The organism is Streptomyces sp. NPDC051963 (assembly GCF_044593495.1).
Classification (GTDB): Bacteria; Actinomycetota; Actinomycetes; order Streptomycetales; family Streptomycetaceae; genus Streptomyces.
In genome coordinates, this window is sequence record NZ_JBIUCC010000006.1 from 134,815 (window position 1) to 151,704 (window position 16,890).

The window sequence follows — 16,890 nt, forward strand, 5'->3', positions numbered from 1 at the left end:
CTTCAGCCCAGGACGGATTCAGCCCAGGAAGCGGTAGACGCAACTCCCGGCGGCGAACCGGAGATCGGGCGCCAGCGCATTGGTCTGCACGATCAGTGGGCCCGCCGCGGAGTCCAGAACTGCGATGTCGGTGCCGCCCGTGGTGGGGAACTCCTCGACCACGTCCAGCCGGCCCTCGTCCCACCGGTAGATCTGCGACATCAGCGCGGCCGTGGGATCGGCCGGGACGCCATGGATGAAGTTGACCCGGATCACATAGAGTCCGCGGCCGGTGCGCACGACGGCGAGTTCCCGCGCGCCCGCCCCCATGAGCTTCTGGTGCTCCACGAACCGGCCGGTCGTCGGCTCCCAGCGCAGCACCCGGGAACCGTCGTCGATGCAGGCCACCACCAGGTACGTACCGCTGCCGGCGGGGTCGTCGAACGTGGCGAAGGCCCGGCCGGCCGCCGCGGCGAGGTCCTGGTGCGGGACGAACCGTCCCCCCTCCCACCGGTACAGGACGCTGGGCCCGACATGGTCGGCGTGGGCGAGCAGCGTGTGCCCGCCGGCCTCGAACGCGTGCCAGTTGTAGGCCCATTGGGAGGGGATGTCCTGGAAGTGCGCGAAGCGTGTGCCGTCCCAGGCGTAGATGGCGGAGGGCCGGTTCTGCTTGGCGAGATGAGGAAGCGCCACCCCCTGAGCCAGTGCGAGGAAGTGCCGCCCTTCGACGGTGAAGTGCCGCCACTGCTTCGCGGCGAAGGCGTCGAAGGCCTGGAAGGGTACGAACTGTGCCCCGTCCCATTCGAAGACGACGGACGGAATGGTGTAGTCGTAGGGCCCGGCGCCGGTACGGATGCTCGCCACCGCGAGGAACGCCCGGTCCCCGATGGTGAAGAACTCGGCGTCCTCACCGCCCGGCGCCGCGAGGCTCCCCCACGGTTCGAACCGGTCTCCGTCCCGGCGCAGCAGCAGCATCTCCGTCTCGCTGTCGCCGCCGTTCATGTGGGCAGGCGTACCGGGGATGTCGTAGGCGAGTTGCGGGATGGCGAGCAGTTCCAGGTCGCCGACGTGGAAGGTCTCGGCGGCCCTGGCTCCCGAGGCGGGAATGGTCTGGATGAGATTCAGGTATGTGCTCATGAGGCTTCCTGCCTGGGGGCGGCTCCGAAGAACAGCTGGGCCATGTCCGGGTCGGCGAGCAGCGCGGCGGCGTCGCCGGTGTGCAGGACCCGGCCACCTTCCATGACGACGGCGTGGTCGGCGAGGGTGAGGCCGAACCGGACGTTCTGCTCGACCATCAGGACGGTGACCCCCTCCTTGTTGAGCGTGATGACGGAGTCGGCGAGCTGTTTGCTGGACTTGGGGTCGAGGCCGAGGGTCGGCTCGTCGAGGAGGACGACACGGGGGCGCAGCATGAGGGCGCGTGCGAACTCGACGGTGCGGCGCTGCCCTCCGGAGAGGGACGCGGCCTTGTCCTCCGCGCGCGCGGCGATGAGCGGGTAGAGCTCGGTGATCTCCTGGTACCGGCGCCGGTTGCGCTCGCGTTCCCTGCGGTTGACGTAGGCGCCGAGCATGACGTTCTCGCGCACCGACAGGGACGGGAACAGCCCGTGGTGCTGGGGCACTTGGACGACTCCGCGGCGCAGGATCTCCGCGGGAGAGCGACCGCCGATCTCCTCGTCGCCGAGCAGCACCTGGCCCCCGCGGGGACGCAGCAGTCCGCTGCAGGCCTTGAGCACGGTGGACTTGCCCGCTCCGTTGGGGCCGACGATGCATGTGATGGCGGCATCGGCGGCGACGAAGTCGACGCCGCGCAGGATGTCGCCGGCGCGTCCGTAGCCGGCCACCAGATTCCTGAAGGTGATCATGAGTTGACTCCCGAGGTGGCCGGGGTGGTGCCCGGGCCCGGTGTGTGGTGCCCGAGGTAGGCGTCCAGCACCGCGGGGTCCTGTTCGATCCGTCCCGGCGGGCCGCCGGCGATGACGTGCCCCTGGGCCAGGACATGGATGTGGTCGCACAGCGACAGCACGAGCGGCATGTTGTGCTCGACGATCACCACGGTCGTTCCGGCTTCGTTGAGCTTGCGGACGATGCCGCTGAGCCGTTCCACGAGCGCCGGGTTGATGCCGGCGGCCGGTTCGTCGAGCAGCAGGATCTCGGGCTCCAGCATCAGGGCCTGGGCGAGTTCGATGAGCTTCTGCTGCCCGTACGACAGTCCGCCCGCGTGGTGCTCGGCGTACCCCTGCATCCCGACGAAGTCGAGCCATTCGCGGGCCCGCGCCGCCTCCTTGCCGCTGATCGCCGAGGCGGCCAAACCCGTTGTGGAGAACGAGCGGCTGGGTACGGCGAGGTTCTCCAGCGCAGTGAGCTGGGGAAACACCCTGGTGGCCTGGAAGGTGCGGGCCAGCCCGGCGTGGGCGCGCTGCCAGCGCGGCAGCCGGTCGATACGCCGCCCGCCCAGGTGGATACTGCCGCCGTCGGCCGCGAGGCTGCCGTCGAGGAGGTTGAACACCGTTGTCTTTCCTGACCCGTTGGGCCCGATCAGTCCGGTGATCGAGCCGCGCTCGACGGTGAAGGAGCAGCCGTCGACGGCGCGCACCCCGCCGAACGCCTTGCTCAGGTCCTCCACCCTCAGCAGCGGACCCTTTGCTGTCGTGGGGGTGCGGTCACGGACCACGGCGGCACGTGGCAGGGCGTCGGGGACCGAGGTCAGGCGGGTACCGGCCACCGCCTGCGGGCCGGTGCGGCGCCAGCGGGCCACCCAGGCGGCTCCCTCGGTGAGCACACCCTTGGGGAAGAACAGGACGATCGCCGCGAGCAGGGCGCCGTAGATGATCAGTCGCCACGAACCGGCGTCCGGACCGCTGAGGCTCTGGTTGGTGAACTGGGTCAGCGGCTCCAGCATGAACGCGCCGAGCACCGGCCCCCACAGCGTGCCCACTCCGCCGAGGTGTGCGGCGAGCACGATCTGCATGGCGACGACGATGTCGAACATCGCCGCCGGTTCGAGAAAGGCGATGTAGTAGGCGTAGACGCCGCCGGCGACGCCGATCGGGAAGGCGCTCGCCGCGAACGCGAGCATCTTGTAGCGGTCGGTGCGCAGGCCGACGCCGTCCGCCTTCGACTCGTCGTCGCGGATCGCCATCAGCCCGATGCCGAACTTGGAGCGGCGGATCGCCCACGAGCCCCACACGGTCAGGGCGAGCAGCGCCAACAGGTAGTAGTAGAACGGCCAGTTGAGATAGGCGCGGTCCCAGCTCGGCAGCGGCAGCGCGAGCCCGTGGTTGCCGTTGGTCAGCGATCCCCAGTTGGACACCAGCAGCGCCGTGAACTCCAGGAAGGCGAAGCTGATGATGACGAAGGCGATGCCGCGGGTACGTCGGCCGACCAGGCCGAGGACGAGAGCGGAGGCCGCCGCGACGACGCCTCCCACGGGGGCTGCCAGCAGCGGGGAGATGCCGGTGTGGATGGACAGCAGGGCGGTGGTGTAGGCGCCGACGCCGAGGAAAGCGCTCTGCCCGAGTGATATGTAGCCGGTGTAGCCGGAGACGATGTTCCAGCCGGAGGCCATGACGGCCAGCAGGAACGCCATGATCGCCATGTTCTGGAGATAGGCGTTGTCATTGACGAGCGGAAGGACGGCGAGGCCGACGGCGGCGAGACCGATCCCGTATGCCCGCAGGCGGTTGATGGTCATGCGCGGCTCATGTCCTCTCGCAACCGGGTGCCGAGCAGGCCCTGCGGGCGGACCACGAGCACCAGGATGATGGCCAGATACGGGACCGCGGCGGACCAGTCGGGCGCCACGTAGGTGGAGGTCAGGGACTCGGCGACGGCGATGACCACGGCACCGAGCACGCTGCCGGGCAGGCTGCCCATGCCGCCGAGCACGATGATGGCCAGCGTCAGTCCGATCCAGTGGTCGGCCGAGCTCGGCATGAACGGGTACAGCAGACTCAGCAGCGTCCCGCCCGCGCCCGCCGCAGCCACCCCGAGCGCATAGGCGGCGGCCCACACGGAGCGGACCTCGATGCCGATGAGCCGGGCGCCGTCGGAGCTGGACGCGGTGGCCTGGATGGACCTGCCCAGCCAGGTGTGGCGCAACAGCAGGAACAGGCCGGTGAGGACCACCGCGGCGACCAGGCAGGCGTACACCTGCGCCTGCGGGAACTTCAGTCCCAGGGCGGAGAAGGAGCGGTTGGCGTAGTCGGGAGTGACCGAATGCGGTTCGTTGCCCCAGATCAGGGCGATGACACCCTTGGTGACGAGCGTGAGGCCGAAGGTCGTCACCATGGCCATCGACGCGTCAGTGGTCCGCGACCGCTCGATGAAGATGTAGTACGTGGCCCAGCCGACGACCAGCAGACACGGCGTCGTGATGAACACCAGGAGCAGGGGGTCGATGCCGGTGGCGTTCCACAGCGTGTACGTGAGGTAGGCGCTGAGGATGAGCATGCCGCCCTGGGCGATGTTGACGACCTTCATCACGCCGAAGATGAGGTTCATCCCGGAGGCGACCAGGGCGTACACACCGCCGACCAGCAGCCCCAGGACCAGCGCCTGGAAGAACGTTCCCACTACGACCACCCGGGCTTCGGGTTGACCACCTTGTCCACGGTCTGCTGAGCCGCGGGGGCGACGAACTCGAACTTCCCGCTCTGCCACTGGGCGAGCAGCATGTCGCCGTCCGGGACCCCGCGGGTGTCCCACTTCAGCGGGCCCACGATGGTCTGCACGGTGTGGGAGTGGAGCCAGTCGGCGAGCTTGTCCTGGTCCAGGCTGCCCACGGCCTCGACCGCGGCCTCCAGCACCTGGCCCGCCGTGTACGCGTTGGCGGCGTCGTCACCCGGCGCCGTGCCATAGGCCTTCGTGTAGGCGGCGACGAACTCGGCGTTGCCCGTGTAGTCGGCCGTCGGGCTCCAGGCGGCCGAGGTGAAGATGCCCTCGGTGTTCGCCGCGCCGATCGCCTTGGGGTAGGAACCGATGAGGCTCGGAGCGTTGGTCTGGAACATCATCTTCGGGCTGAACTGCTGCTTCTGGAGCGCCTTCACGAACCCGGCGCCGTCGTTGGCGGCGACGGCGCCGTGGACTATCAGGTCGGGCTCGGCCCGCGCCACGGCGCTGGCGATGGAGTCGAAGTTGACGGTGTCCGGCGCGTACTTCTCGCTGTAGACCGACTTCACGCCCAGCTTGGTCAGCTCCTTGCGGAACTCGGCGACGGTGACATCGGTGTTGGGGTCGTCCTGAGTGGGATATGCGGCGGTCTTCGGCCGTTGGGCGGCCGGCAGTGACTTGATGTACTGCACGAACTGCTCCGGCAGGTCCAGCGAGGTACTGGGCTGCGCGAAGAACAGGTAGTCGTAGCCGCGGTTGAAGATCTCCTCGGCGCCGCCGGAGGGCTCGACGTAGAGCATCTTGTTGCGCTCGGCCACGGCGGAGGCGGGCAGGTTGAGCCTTGACGAGAAGGTGCCGAGCAGCAGGTCGGAGCGTTCCTGGCTGATGAGGCGGTTGTAGTTGGTGACGACCGTGTTCTGGTCGAAGCCGTCGTCGAGCACCTTCAGTTCGACGTCGCGGCCCAGCAGCCCGCCATCGGCGTTGAGCTGTTCGAGCCACACCTTGTAGCCCTCGTACGCGGGTTTGGAGGCATCGGCGACCGGGCCCGACAGCGGCAACGAGGCACCGATCTTGATCGGTGCACTGCTCGAACCCGACCCCGACCCGCATGCGGTGACGAGCAGCAGCACCGCCGCTGTCGCACTGAGCAGGGTGTTGCGCCGTCCGCTTCGACCGAATCCTGGCATGACATTCACCTCAAGTTGGTGATCGTGATGGCGGTTCACAGGGACAGCCCCTCGGGACCGGTGCCGTCTGACGCAGTCCCGCAGGCACACTCCGGCGCTTGTCCCTTGCGCGTGGAACGTCTCCCCGGGCGGGGCGCCGCCCGGCTGTGGCTGGTGACAGTCGGGGGTGCCCGCAGGCTCCCTCGCCCTTGATGTGCAATGTATACATTGCACATCAAGGGTCGACAAGGGATCGGACAAGGGTTGCCCGAAAAAGCGCTACTCGCTGGTAGACCCGGGTCCCGGCTGGGTGAAGCCGCCCGCCGCGCAGGGTGCGCCGGTGCGGCGGAGAGTCATGGCGGCGGGAGAAAACCCGAGCTGATGAGGTCGGCCGGGGCATCGACCACCCCGGTCTTCTGCCGGGCACGAGCAGTCACGCACGATGTCCACACCCGGTGCCCGCGACATCGGCGCTGCCGATGCGGACTGGCCGGATCCGGGCCCTGCCGACCGCCGGGCGGGCACAGGAACGAGCACCGCCTCGCCGAAGACCATCCGGCTCGCGGGACGGACGGAGCCGCCCTCGGCCCGGCGCGCCTTCCGCGTCAGCGGTGTCCTTCTCCGAACTTCTCCACTGCCTCGCGTACGTGCTCGGCCGCTGCGGCCTCCGCCCGCTCCGGGTCGCCGTCGAGGATGGCGCTGAGGATCCCCTCGTGCTGGCGGGGCGTCAGATCCCTGCGCCGGTTGATGTTGCTCAGGCTCACTATGGCGAACCGGGCCCAGATGCGGTCGAGCGCGTCCTCCAGCAGCGGATTGCCCGAGAGGCGGGCCAGCATCATGTGGAAGTCGAGGTTGGCGCGCCAGGCCCCGGCCGCGTCGCCGGCCTCGGCCCGCTCTTCCACGCGGTGCGCCGCTTCCTTGAGGCCGCCGAGCTGAGCGGGCGACAACTGACCCTCACGCTGCGCCGTGGCGGCGAGCTTGGCGGCCAGTGCGTCCAGCGCACCGTGCAGGTGCATGGCATGCAGCATCTCGTCCGGAGAGAGCGAGCTGACCACCACACCACGGCCCGTCGAGGTCACCAGGCCGTCGCTCTGCAAGCGGCGCAACGCCTCACGGACGGGGGTCCGGCTCATGCCGAGGTCTTCGCACATGCCCAGTTCGGTGAGGCGGTCACCTGGGCTGTAGTGCCCGTCCGTCAGTCGTTCGCGCAGCCGCCGGTAGGCGAGTTCGGCCTGGTTGTGGATCCCAGGACGCTCTTCGGGACGACCACCGGATGAAAGCATGTACAACGTATACATTGCATTCAGCCAGGAAGGCAATGCCGGACCGCACTCCTCGACGGATGGTACGCCCACCTCACAGCGCGCCGTTGACGCCTTGGGCCGTTGCCGTCGTTCAGGTCAGGGCGGGGCGGATCCGGCCGGTGACTTCGCCCAGGCCGATGCGGCCGCCGCCGTTGCCGGGTGCCGTGCCGCTGAGGGTGACCTCGTCGCCGTCCTCCAGGAAGGTGCGTACACCGCCGTCGGGCAGGGTGAGGGGGCGGGCTCCACCCTGGGTGAGTTCGATGAGAGATCCCCATTCGCCGGCGTTCGGGCCGCTGACCGTGCCGGACGCGTAGAGATCGCCGGTGCGGGAGGAGGCTCCGTTGACCGTCATATGGGCCAGCATCTGCGCACCGGTCCAGTACATCGAGGCGAACGGCGGCTTGGAGATGACGGCGCCGTTGAGGTGGACCGTCAGGCTCAGGTCCAGGCCCTGTTTGCCGACGTCGGCGAGATACGGGAGCGGCTCGAGGCCGCGTACGGGAGGGGCGGTCCAGGCGGCGTCCAGAGCATCCAGCGGAGTGATCCACGGTGAGACGGACGTGGCGAACGACTTTCCCAGGAACGGCCCGAGGGGGACGTACTCCCAAGCCTGCACGTCACGCGCCGACCAGTCATTGACCAGACAGACACCGAAGACCCGGTCGCGGAAGTCGGCCGTCGAGACCGGCTCGCCGAGTGCGGACCCTGTACCGATGACGAAGCCGACCTCCGCCTCGATGTCCAGACGCTGGGTGGGGCCGAAGACGGGGGCCGGCGCGTCGGGGCTCTTGCGCTGGCCGCGCGGGCGGGTGATGTGGGTGCCCGACACCACCACGGTGCCGGCCCTTCCGTGGTAACCGATGGGCAGGTGCTTCCAGTTGGGGGTGAGCGGTTCGCCGCCCGGACGGAAGAGGCGGCCCAGGTTCGTCGCGTGGTGCTCGCTCGCGTAGAAGTCGACATAGTCGGCCACCTCGAAGGGCAGATGCAGCCGCACGTCCGGGAGCGGGTGCAGATGCGACGTGACAGCCGCCTGATGCCGCCGGTCGGTGAGCAACTCCGTGACGTGCGCGCGCACCTGCGTCCAGCGCCCCCTCCCCTGCGCCATGAAGGGATTCAGCGCCGGCCGGGCGAAGACCGGATCATCGAGTACGGCCGCGAGGTCGAGGACGTGGTCCCCTACCCGGACGCCGACGCGGGGCGCACCCGCGGGCGGCGAGAACACCCCGTAGGGAAGGTTGTCGATCCCGAACCGGTCGTCGGGCGGCAGGTCTGGCCAGGTCATGAGCTGGTGTCGCTTTCGAGTTCGGGGGCTTCGTGGGCGGGCTCGGCGAGCGCGGGCAACGAGCATCGGGCATCGGGCATCGTCAGCTGCTCCCACCCATCGGGAGCAGGCCATCGTCATGCCTGCCGGTCAGAAGTTGCCGCGCTTGGCCTGCTCGCGCTCGATCGCCTCGAACAGGGCCTGGAAATTGCCTTTGCCGAAGCCGAGCGAGCCGTGCCGCTCGATCAGCTCGAAGAAGACCGTGGGACGGTCGCCGATCGGCTTGGTGAAGATCTGGAGCAGATAGCCGTCCTCGTCGCGGTCGACGAGGATTCCCCGCCGCTGCAACTCCCCCACCGGCACCCGGACCTCGCCGATCCGGGCACGCAACTCCGGGTCCTCGTAGTACGAATCGGGAGTCGCCAGGAACTCCACGCCCTCGGCACGCAGCGCGTCGACCGAGGCGATGATGTCGTTGGTGGCCAGTGCCAGATGCTGCGCCCCGGGGCCCTGGTAGAACTCAAGGAACTCATCGATCTGCGACTTCTTCTTCGCCACGGCCGGCTCGTTCAGTGGGAACTTCACCCGATGGTTGCCGTTTGCGACCACCTTGCTCATGAGCGCCGAATACTCGGTGGCGATGTCGTCCCCGATGAATTCGGCCATGTTCGTGAAGCCCATGACCCGGTTGTAGAAGTCGACCCAGGTGTCCATCATGCCGATTTCGACATTGCCCACCACGTGGTCGAGCGCCTGGAAGATCCGCCGCGGCGCACCCGCCCGCTTCACGTACGAGGACCTGCGGGTCACATAGCCCGGCAGGTAGGGGCCGTCGTAGCGGGAGCGGTCCACGAGCGTGTGCCGGGTCCGTCCGTACGCGGCGATCGCGGCACGGCGCACGGTGCCGTGCTCGTCACTGATGTCATGCGGCTCCTCCACGACGGTGGCGCCCTGCGCCCTCGCATGCGTGATGCACCGGTCGACGTCCGGCACCTCGAGCGCGATGTCGATCACCCCGTCGCCGTGTTCCCGATGTACGTCGGCGAGGGCACTGCCCGGGTCCACCGCGCCCTTGAATACGAACCGGATCGCACCGCTGCGCAGCACGTACGCCTGATGATCGCGGTTGCCCGTCTCGGGCCCCGAGTAAGCGACCAACTCCATGCCGAACGCCGACTGGTAGAAGTGCGCCGCCTGCGTGGCGTTGCCCACCACCCACTCCACGGCGTCCCAGCCCGTCACCGGGAACGGATCCTTCTTCTCGTCGTACTCGACCAGGCCGACCAGCTGCTGAAGCTGCGTCAGATCCAGTTCGGCCAGCCGCTCCTGGCTGGTGAGAGTCTGCTCGATACTCACAACGCATCTCCTCGCTGTCGCAACGCTTGGCGAGAACCAGCACAGACGCTCACAGCGGTTCCAGGCAAGAGGTCCAGGGATATCCGTGCAGACTGCTCAATCTGTCCAGGCAATTCACTGATTGACTGAACAATATGTACAGTGCGCGCGGCGGTTCTCGTTCAGGGTGGTCCCACCCAGGAGATCGGGCAGGACCACTCCACCGGAACCGCGGCGTGATCAGGTCGCCGAGACCGTCCTCGACACAAGATGCCGTCGTCGGCCTCGGCCCCCGTCAGTTGAACATCTGCCAGTCGTAGACCAGGTCATACCTTCCGCCGTGCCCCTCGTACTGCACCGTGCGCTCCGGGCTGTCCGAGCTGCCGGTCCAGCGGCTGGTCAGCGACGGAATGACAGTGCTGACGGTGACCGGCTTGAAGTACTCGTCGCCCCACCAACCCTTGAGGTACTCGAAGATCTGGCTGACCGCCCAGCCCACGGCGATTCCGATAGCGATCCCCATTGGCCCTCCGGGGGAACCGATCGCCCCGCCGATGGCGGCCGCGATCGCGGCGACGACCTGCTTCTTGACCTTGGCGAGCAGTTCGTTGAGGAATTCCGTGAAGCCTCCCGAGTCCACCTCCGCCAGCGCCATGGTGACGAAGTACGACTTCGGGAACTGCACCGTGCTCTCGGTCAGGCTGAAGAAGGTGACCTGCCGGGGCGGCGCATACGTGTGCACGTCCCCGTCGTCGAAGCTGCCCACCCTGAACGGGGAGATCTTCCTGGTGTCGCCGCTCTCGTCGGTCTCGATGGCGCCGTAGTCGATCTCGTCCGAACCCAGTTCGCTTGTCTCCTCCACGCACGTCACCCGGTGGAGCCGCAGTTTCAGCTTGTTCAGCGGCACGGCGGTCGCCGCCTGCGCGCTCTCCGGGACCGCGGTCGCGGGCACCTCGCGCAGCTCGTCGGCGGGGAACTTCAGCTTGTCCGGGAAGGGGATGCTCCGGACCTGGGCCTCGACCGGAGTCGGGGACCGCAGATCGACCTTCGCGAGGTCGCCGAACCGCTTCGACCGGGCAGCGGCCTTCTTCAAGTCCGCCACGACCCGCCCCGCGGCCTCCTTCTTCCGGCCTTCGGCAAGGTTCTTGAACCGCTTGGCCAGCAGGTGTTCCGTCGCGGAACTGCCGGTGGGCATCGGGAACTTGTCAGGTTCCCCATGGTGGACCGCGACCTTGTCCGCGGCGAGCTGGAACTCCTTCACCACGCGCTCGGCCACTGCCCTGACCTTGGCGTTGGGAATGGTGGTCACGATGGAATCGGTGTTACCTGAACCTGGCACTTCGGCACGCTCCCCCGAGTCGGGCTTCCCTCCGCGGGTGTTCCCCCGAAGGCACTGCCGACGCTAGGCGGCCGGCCGCGCGGCGGCACCGGGGAACGTCCCCAGGGGCTCCCTAGTCCTGTGCGTCGGCGAGCCGGGAGGCGAGTTGATGGCGGGAGTCGATGCCGAGCTTCGGGTAGAGCCGACCGAGGTGGTATTCGACGGTCTTGACGCTGATGACGAGTTCGCGGGCCACCTGCCGGTTGGTGAGCCCGGACGCCGCCCTGCGGGCCACCGCCAGCTCCTGCGGGGTGAGGAGGGCCGCCCCGCGGGTCCTGCGCTCCCCGGTCTCAAGACCGCAGGCCGCCAACTCCCTTTCACAGCACTCCAGGTCGGGCTTGGCGTCCAGCCGCACGAGGATCTCCCTGGCGGCCCGCAACTGCCCGCCCGCGAGGGTGCGCTTACCGGCCCGGCGCAGGAACTGTCCGTGGGCAAGGTGCAGCAGCGCTCGGTCGAACGGCGCCCGGGTGTGCTCGGCATGGCCGTGAGCGGCCTGGAAGGCCCGTTCGGCCGCGGCGGCGTCACCCTGCGCGGCCTCCAGGGTTCCGCGGCTGCGGGCGGCGAGCGCCAGGGTGCCGTGATGGGCGCGCTCGGCCGCCAGCTCTTCGTACGGGCCCAGGGCTTCCTCGGCGCGTTTGTGTTCGCCGAGTGCGGTCCAGGCGTCGGCGAGGAGATCCGGCCAGGGAATCATGCCCGGTTCCTCGAACGGGCCACGCCTGCCGAGTGCGAGCAGCGGCTCCAGGGCGGCGACGACCTCCTCGGGTCGCCCGCGAGCGCGGGCCAAGTAAGCCGCGGAGAGAGCCGCTTGCACCACGGGATAGGGGTGCCCCGAGGCCGCGTACTCCCTGGTGACACGCGCATGTCCGGCGGCTTCGACCCATTCTCCGCGGGCGGACCGGACCAGCGCGGCGTTCATGTGGCAGGAAAAGGCAATGTGGGGCTGGTCGGTGTCGGCTGCCAGGGAAAGCGCCAGATCACAGTGGACCATCGAGTCGTCCCAGTGACCCGTCTGGTACTCGTACCAGGCGAGTATGGTCGCTGCGATCACCCGGAACATCGCCGAGCGCGAGTGGCAGGCCCCCAGGACCCCCGTCAAGTCCCGCACTGCGCCCGGCAGATCGTCGGTGTACCCGCGCAGCACGGCCCGCCCCATCAGCAATTCGAGTTCCGCGGGCGAGGCGACGGCCGGGTCTGCCAGTCGGCCCAGCGCGCTGAGTGCCTCCGGGGCCCGTCCGCTCATCGCCTGCCCGCTGATCGCCAGGAAGCGGATCATGTCGGTGGCGGTGGAGTCGGGCGCGAGCCGCAGTGCCAGTTGCGCCCACTCGGCCTGGTCGTCGCCGCGCAGCATGCTTCCGTACAGCGCGGCGAACTGGCCGGCGATCCGCGCGCCGAGTACCGGCTCGGTCTCGGGGTCGCAGCGGTTCCAGGCGTCGTGCAGCAGTGCCTCGGACCGGTCCATGTCGGACAGCGTGAGCCGGCCGAGGAGGTAGCTGCGCCACGCGCTCTGGGTGAACCCCTGGATCCGCTGGGCGGCTTCGGCGGTGTCGGGCACCTCGCCCGCGAGCAGCCGGCATTCGACGGCCTCCAGGGTGAGCTGTTCGTACGCGGCTCGGTCGGGGCTCAGCCTGGCCGCGGTGGACAGTTGTCCGGCGGCGCTCGACCAGGCCCGCTCGGCGGCGAGCCGGCGGCCGAGCGCGGTCAGGTCCCCTGCCAGCGCACGATCCGGACCGGTGGCCGCGCGGGCCCGGTGGCGCAGGGCCAGCGACTCGTCACCAGTGAGGTCGGCGGCGCGCAGATGCAGCGCGGCCCGCCGGGCGGGGCCGAGCTGATGGTAGACGGCCGCATGGATGAGCGGGTGCGGGAAGCACACCACGTGATCGCCCACCCGTTCGGTCAACAGCCCCGCGGACACGGCCTGTTCCAGGGCGGGCAGCGGATTGTCCTGGCCGGCGAGTACGGCGGCCGCGTCGAGGGCGCCGCGGACACCGAGCACGCTTGCCGCGCTCACCAGGGCCTCGGTCGCGGGGGTGCAGGCGGAGAGCCTGGCCAGCACGAGCGCGGTGAAGGACTTCGGGGCGGGCAGAGTGCTGTCGCTGCGCTCCAGGTCGTCGAGCAGACCGAGGCCCGCCTGTTCGAGCAGCACCTGGGCGTGCAACGGGTTGCCCGCGGTGTGCGTGTGCAGCCGCGCGGCTGCCCGGGCCGTGAGCCGTCCCGTGCCCAGTCCGCGGCTGAGGAGGCGGAGTTCTGCGGGGGCCAGCCCTTCGAGTCTGATCCGCACTGCGTCCGCGGCCGTCCACAGCCGGCGCAGCCCCTCCGGTAACAGCAGGTCGTGGATGTCCCGTACCACCACGATCGCCACCACGCGGTCGGCGCGCAGTCTCCGCACCGCGAAGGTCAGGGCCTGCAATGAGGGATGGTCGGCCCACTGCGCGTCGTCGACCACGACGGTCACCACGTCCCCGCCGGGACCCTGCGCCTCATCGATGACCTCGATCAGACCCGCCCCCGCCGCCGGAGAGTCCGCCCATCCCCCGCCGTCCGCCGGCGTGCCGGGACCGTCGGCCAGCAACTGGCCCAGCACCCCGAAGGCCAGACCGGACTCGGCCTCGGCTCCCTCGGCGTACAGCACACGCGGTACGCCCGCGAGGGCCATGAACCGCCGTACGAGAGCCGTCTTGCCGATGCCCGCCCGGCCCTCCACCAGCACCCGTTGCGGGACGCCCGTGCGCGCCCGGTCCAGCGCCTGCTCCAGCAGTGCGAGCGCCTCAGCACGTCCCACAAAGGGAGCATCCACGGTGCACCTCCATGCCGTCGGTCCCCGCGCATCGTGGCGAGGAAGCGGCACGCCGTCCATGCCCGGACATCGTCGAAGCCGGCGGACGCGTTCGTTCCGCCTCTCACGCCTCGTCCGACAGGTCGCGCGGGTACGGCTGATGCTCGCCCACGTCCACCAGAACACCGCATCCCCGGCGAACCGCAAGCCGCCGAACCCAGCAATCTGTCTTCAATCTTCACGAGGGCGGACGAACCATCGCAGAACACCCACTCAGAGCTCCGGCCCACCCGCAAGTCATCCTTCGCGTCACGCTGACGATGAGCATCGTGAACCACCTCCCTCGACGGCACGGGAGCCTCGTCCGTTGCGGCCACGGCTCATGTCATCCGATCGGTGGCCGCGCTGACAGACCTCACTGATTCCGGGTCTGGTGCAGTCCTGGGAGTGCTGTCACGTTGCTGCCGTTTCGAGTGCGCGCCGCAAGAGAGCTTCGGAGGCCGACAAGTAGCGGTCGACGTAGGCGTCGTCGAAGCCTTGAGTCGGCAGGATCGGCTGGGCCTTGTGTCCGAACATGAGCCCTGTCCGACCTTCGAGTTCCGGCGCGAAAAGCAGCGGCACCATCCTCTTCGCATATGTCTCGGGCGCCTGCATGAAGATGCCGACGGCGGTCTCGACCAGCCTGTGCGTGATGCTGCCGTCGCCCAAGAAATTGCTGCGGATGTCGGTTTTGATGAGGTAGGGGCCCAGGCCGAAGAATGCAGGACCCGGGAATCTATCCTTCGCGCCGAGTACGAGGGCCTCGTTTCCGGCGACGGTGTTGCCGTGCGCCACCATGGATTTGTAGCTCTCCTCGGAGTTGAGGTCGTCAGGGTTTCCGGTCGCTCCCGTGCCGGGGGATCCCATGACGAAGACGCGGGGCCTGGGTGCACCGTCTTCTCGCGCTGATCCGATTCTGGGGCTCATGCCTTGCAGGAGCGCGAGACGGCTCAGATAGCTGATTGCCACATCCCGCTCGACCTGTTCCGGCGTCTCTTCCCGTGTCCTGGCCGCGATGATTCCAGTGGTGAAGAGCACAACGTCGGAGGATTCCACCGGGAGTTCGCTGCCCAGACGGAGAGCCTCGCTCATCGACGACAAGTCGGCAGCCACGAACGTCAGCCGGGCAGCCGGGGCATCGCGCAACGTCCGTCCGACCACGGTGACATCCGCACCTCGCGCCAGGGCTTGCTGGGCGATGGCTCGTCCGAGGCCGTTGGTCCCACCGATGACGGTCAGCCTCTTGGACGAGAGGTCAAGCTGCTCGAGCGGAATCGGCCGTACGGTCACACTCGGGTCCGGAATCCCTTTGAGGGAAGTCTTCCGCTTCGTGGAGGCTTTGGAATCTCTTGCGACTGAGTTCCATGATGTGTTCACGGACATTCCCTTTCCGAGGTTCTCCGGGTGGCGGCGCACCCGGGAAGTACCGAGTGCGCCGGATTTGCAATCCCTCCACGCCCAGCTGCAGATGACAGTGGACGAAGCCATCGACGCCCGGCAGGGGGTGTGACGTGCCGGATCAGCTGAGCGGGGTCGGAGGGGCGCCGGCAGACTGTGACGTTGGTGGCACCCGCGCGGTGGGCGATCTCGTCGAGTGGCACATCGGGTCCGTAGTCGACGGACGTCTCTCGCGCCGCGGAGATGGTCCGGCTACTCGGCGCCCAGGCTGCGGCCGGTCTGGCGGGCGGCGTCGAGGGCCTCGGCGTGCCGTTGAGCGGCCAGGTCCTTGAGGCCTTCCATGGCGGGGGTGCTGGCGGCGAGGGTGAGTTCCCTTTCGATCACGGTGAGGTCGGCCTGCCACCAGTCACCGAGGATGCGCCGGAGGTAGGGGGTGGAGTGGTCCCAGCCCTCGCGGGGAGTGCCAGGTCCGTAGCCGCCTCCGCGGACGGTGACCAGAGCGACGGGCTTGTCCTTCAGCAGGCCGGTGGCGTCTCCGGCTCCGGCGGCGACGAGGTCGATCCAGGCCTTGAAGTGCTGGGAGACGCCGAAGTTGTAGAGCGGGACCGCCAACAGGACGGCCTCCGCATCGGTCACCTCCGCCGTCAGACCGGCGGCCAGGGCCAGGGCCTCGCGCTGGGCCGGGGTGCGCTCGCCCTCGGGCGTGAAACCGGCGGTGGTCGCGAGCGCCCAGGCTTCGGCCGGCAGCGGATCGGTGCCCAGGTGGCGGCGCACTACCGGCTCGCCGGGGCGGGCGGCGGACCATTCAGCCTCCAGCACCTCGGCGAGCTCGGCGCTGGTCGAGGTGCCCGGCAGGATGCTGGCGTCCAGGCGGTACAGGCTCATCAGTGTTTCTCCAGGTCAGTGCTGTTGTGCCCCAGGGGGCAGTCGCGGTGGCGTATCGGCGGTGTCGCCGCACACGAGCGTAAACGGACTTTACCCCGTTTACTATTCCCGCCGGTAGAGTGACTCCTGTGGATCGACCTGTTCTGCCCTTGGGAATGCCGCGTGCCGAGCGCGCCGACGCCGCACGCAACCGGCTTCATCTCCTGGCCTCGGCCCGCGAGATGCTCGCCGAACAGGGCGCGGACAAACTGACCATGGATGGACTGGCCGAGCGGGCGGGACTGGGCAAGGGGACGGTGTTCCGTCGGTTCCGCACCCGAGCGGGGATCTTCCAGGCGCTACTGGAGGACGACGAGCAGGTCTTCCAGGAACAGGTCATGTCCGGGCCGCCGCCGCTGGGCCCGGGCGCCGCACCACTGGACCGCCTGATCGCCTACGGGCGGGCCCGCGTCCACTTCCTCATGGAGCATCGTGAGATCGCCCGCGCCGCCCTGGACGGCAGCCAGTCCGTGCCGGCCGGAGCCGAGACACCGCTCTCCCGGCTGCACATCCGAATGCTGCTGGAGCAGATTCCCCTCGGCGCCGCCGACCTCGACGTCCTGGCCGTCCAGCTCACTGCTGCCCTGGACGGACCACTCCTGCTCTACCTGTCCGCGACCGACCTCACCGAAGCTGCCCATCGGATCGAGGAACGAGTCGCACAGGGCTGGCAGGACCTCGCACAGCGTGTCTGCCGACCCTGATCAACAGATCCGCAACCG

Annotated in this window: 13 protein-coding genes; 1 reads left to right on the forward strand and 12 read right to left on the reverse strand. The window is 68.9% G+C overall.

Annotated features, from left to right (window positions below; all coding sequences use genetic code 11):
- Positions 1–18 precede the first annotated feature (18 nt).
- From ACIHFB_RS25120 to ACIHFB_RS25175, 12 genes are all read right to left on the reverse strand, one after another.
- Positions 19–1,116 carry a hypothetical protein gene (locus ACIHFB_RS25120; RefSeq protein WP_365281779.1) on the reverse strand — a complete coding sequence of 366 codons (1,098 nt, stop codon included), beginning with the start codon at positions 1,114–1,116 and terminating at the stop codon, positions 19–21.
- Positions 1,113–1,844 carry an ABC transporter ATP-binding protein gene (locus ACIHFB_RS25125; RefSeq protein WP_365281780.1) on the reverse strand — a complete coding sequence of 244 codons (732 nt, stop codon included), beginning with the start codon at positions 1,842–1,844 and terminating at the stop codon, positions 1,113–1,115. The genes ACIHFB_RS25120 and ACIHFB_RS25125 overlap by 4 nt, the downstream gene beginning before the upstream one ends.
- Entirely contained in the window at positions 1,841–3,673 is a 1,833-nt protein-coding gene (locus tag ACIHFB_RS25130) for a branched-chain amino acid ABC transporter ATP-binding protein/permease (RefSeq protein WP_365281781.1), read from the reverse strand. Before ACIHFB_RS25130 ends, ACIHFB_RS25125 begins: the two co-directional genes overlap by 4 nt.
- Positions 3,670–4,554, reverse strand: a complete 885-nt coding sequence (locus ACIHFB_RS25135) for a branched-chain amino acid ABC transporter permease (protein WP_400127963.1) — start codon at positions 4,552–4,554, stop codon at positions 3,670–3,672. The genes ACIHFB_RS25130 and ACIHFB_RS25135 overlap by 4 nt, the downstream gene beginning before the upstream one ends.
- The gene (locus ACIHFB_RS25140) at positions 4,554–5,777 is read right to left on the reverse strand and encodes an amino acid ABC transporter substrate-binding protein (protein WP_365281783.1); all 1,224 of its coding nucleotides are present in this window, start codon (positions 5,775–5,777) and stop codon (positions 4,554–4,556) included. The genes ACIHFB_RS25135 and ACIHFB_RS25140 overlap by 1 nt, the downstream gene beginning before the upstream one ends.
- Before the next feature lie 584 nt (positions 5,778–6,361).
- Positions 6,362–7,039, reverse strand: coding sequence for a GntR family transcriptional regulator (locus ACIHFB_RS25145; RefSeq protein ID WP_365281784.1), 678 nt, complete (start codon positions 7,037–7,039; stop codon positions 6,362–6,364).
- 112 nt (positions 7,040–7,151) lie between these two features.
- Positions 7,152–8,342 (reverse strand): fumarylacetoacetase, encoded by a 1,191-nt coding sequence (gene fahA, locus ACIHFB_RS25150; protein WP_365281785.1) that lies wholly within the window; start codon positions 8,340–8,342, stop codon positions 7,152–7,154.
- A 129-nt stretch (positions 8,343–8,471) separates the two neighbouring features.
- Positions 8,472–9,677 carry a 4-hydroxyphenylpyruvate dioxygenase gene (hppD, locus tag ACIHFB_RS25155; RefSeq protein ID WP_365281786.1) on the reverse strand — a complete coding sequence of 402 codons (1,206 nt, stop codon included), beginning with the start codon at positions 9,675–9,677 and terminating at the stop codon, positions 8,472–8,474.
- A gap of 274 nt (positions 9,678–9,951) precedes the next feature.
- A complete protein-coding gene (locus ACIHFB_RS25160) occupies positions 9,952–10,965 on the reverse strand; it encodes a hypothetical protein (RefSeq protein ID WP_365281787.1) in 1,014 nt (337 codons plus the stop codon).
- A 142-nt stretch (positions 10,966–11,107) separates the two neighbouring features.
- On the reverse strand, positions 11,108–13,813 hold the full coding sequence (locus ACIHFB_RS25165) for an AAA family ATPase (protein WP_365281788.1): 2,706 nt from the start codon (positions 13,811–13,813) through the stop codon (positions 11,108–11,110).
- Positions 13,814–14,260: 447 nt separating this feature from the next.
- Complete coding sequence (locus tag ACIHFB_RS25170; protein WP_365281789.1) at positions 14,261–15,223, reverse strand: SDR family NAD(P)-dependent oxidoreductase; 963 nt, start codon at positions 15,221–15,223, stop codon at positions 14,261–14,263.
- A gap of 273 nt (positions 15,224–15,496) precedes the next feature.
- Positions 15,497–16,129, reverse strand: coding sequence for an NAD(P)H-dependent oxidoreductase (locus ACIHFB_RS25175; RefSeq protein ID WP_365281790.1), 633 nt, complete (start codon positions 16,127–16,129; stop codon positions 15,497–15,499).
- A 128-nt stretch (positions 16,130–16,257) separates the two neighbouring features.
- Between ACIHFB_RS25175 and ACIHFB_RS25180 the strand changes: the two genes are divergently transcribed.
- On the forward strand, positions 16,258–16,872 hold the full coding sequence (locus ACIHFB_RS25180; protein ID WP_365281791.1) for a helix-turn-helix domain-containing protein: 615 nt from the start codon (positions 16,258–16,260) through the stop codon (positions 16,870–16,872).
- The last annotated feature ends 18 nt before the right edge of the window (positions 16,873–16,890 follow it).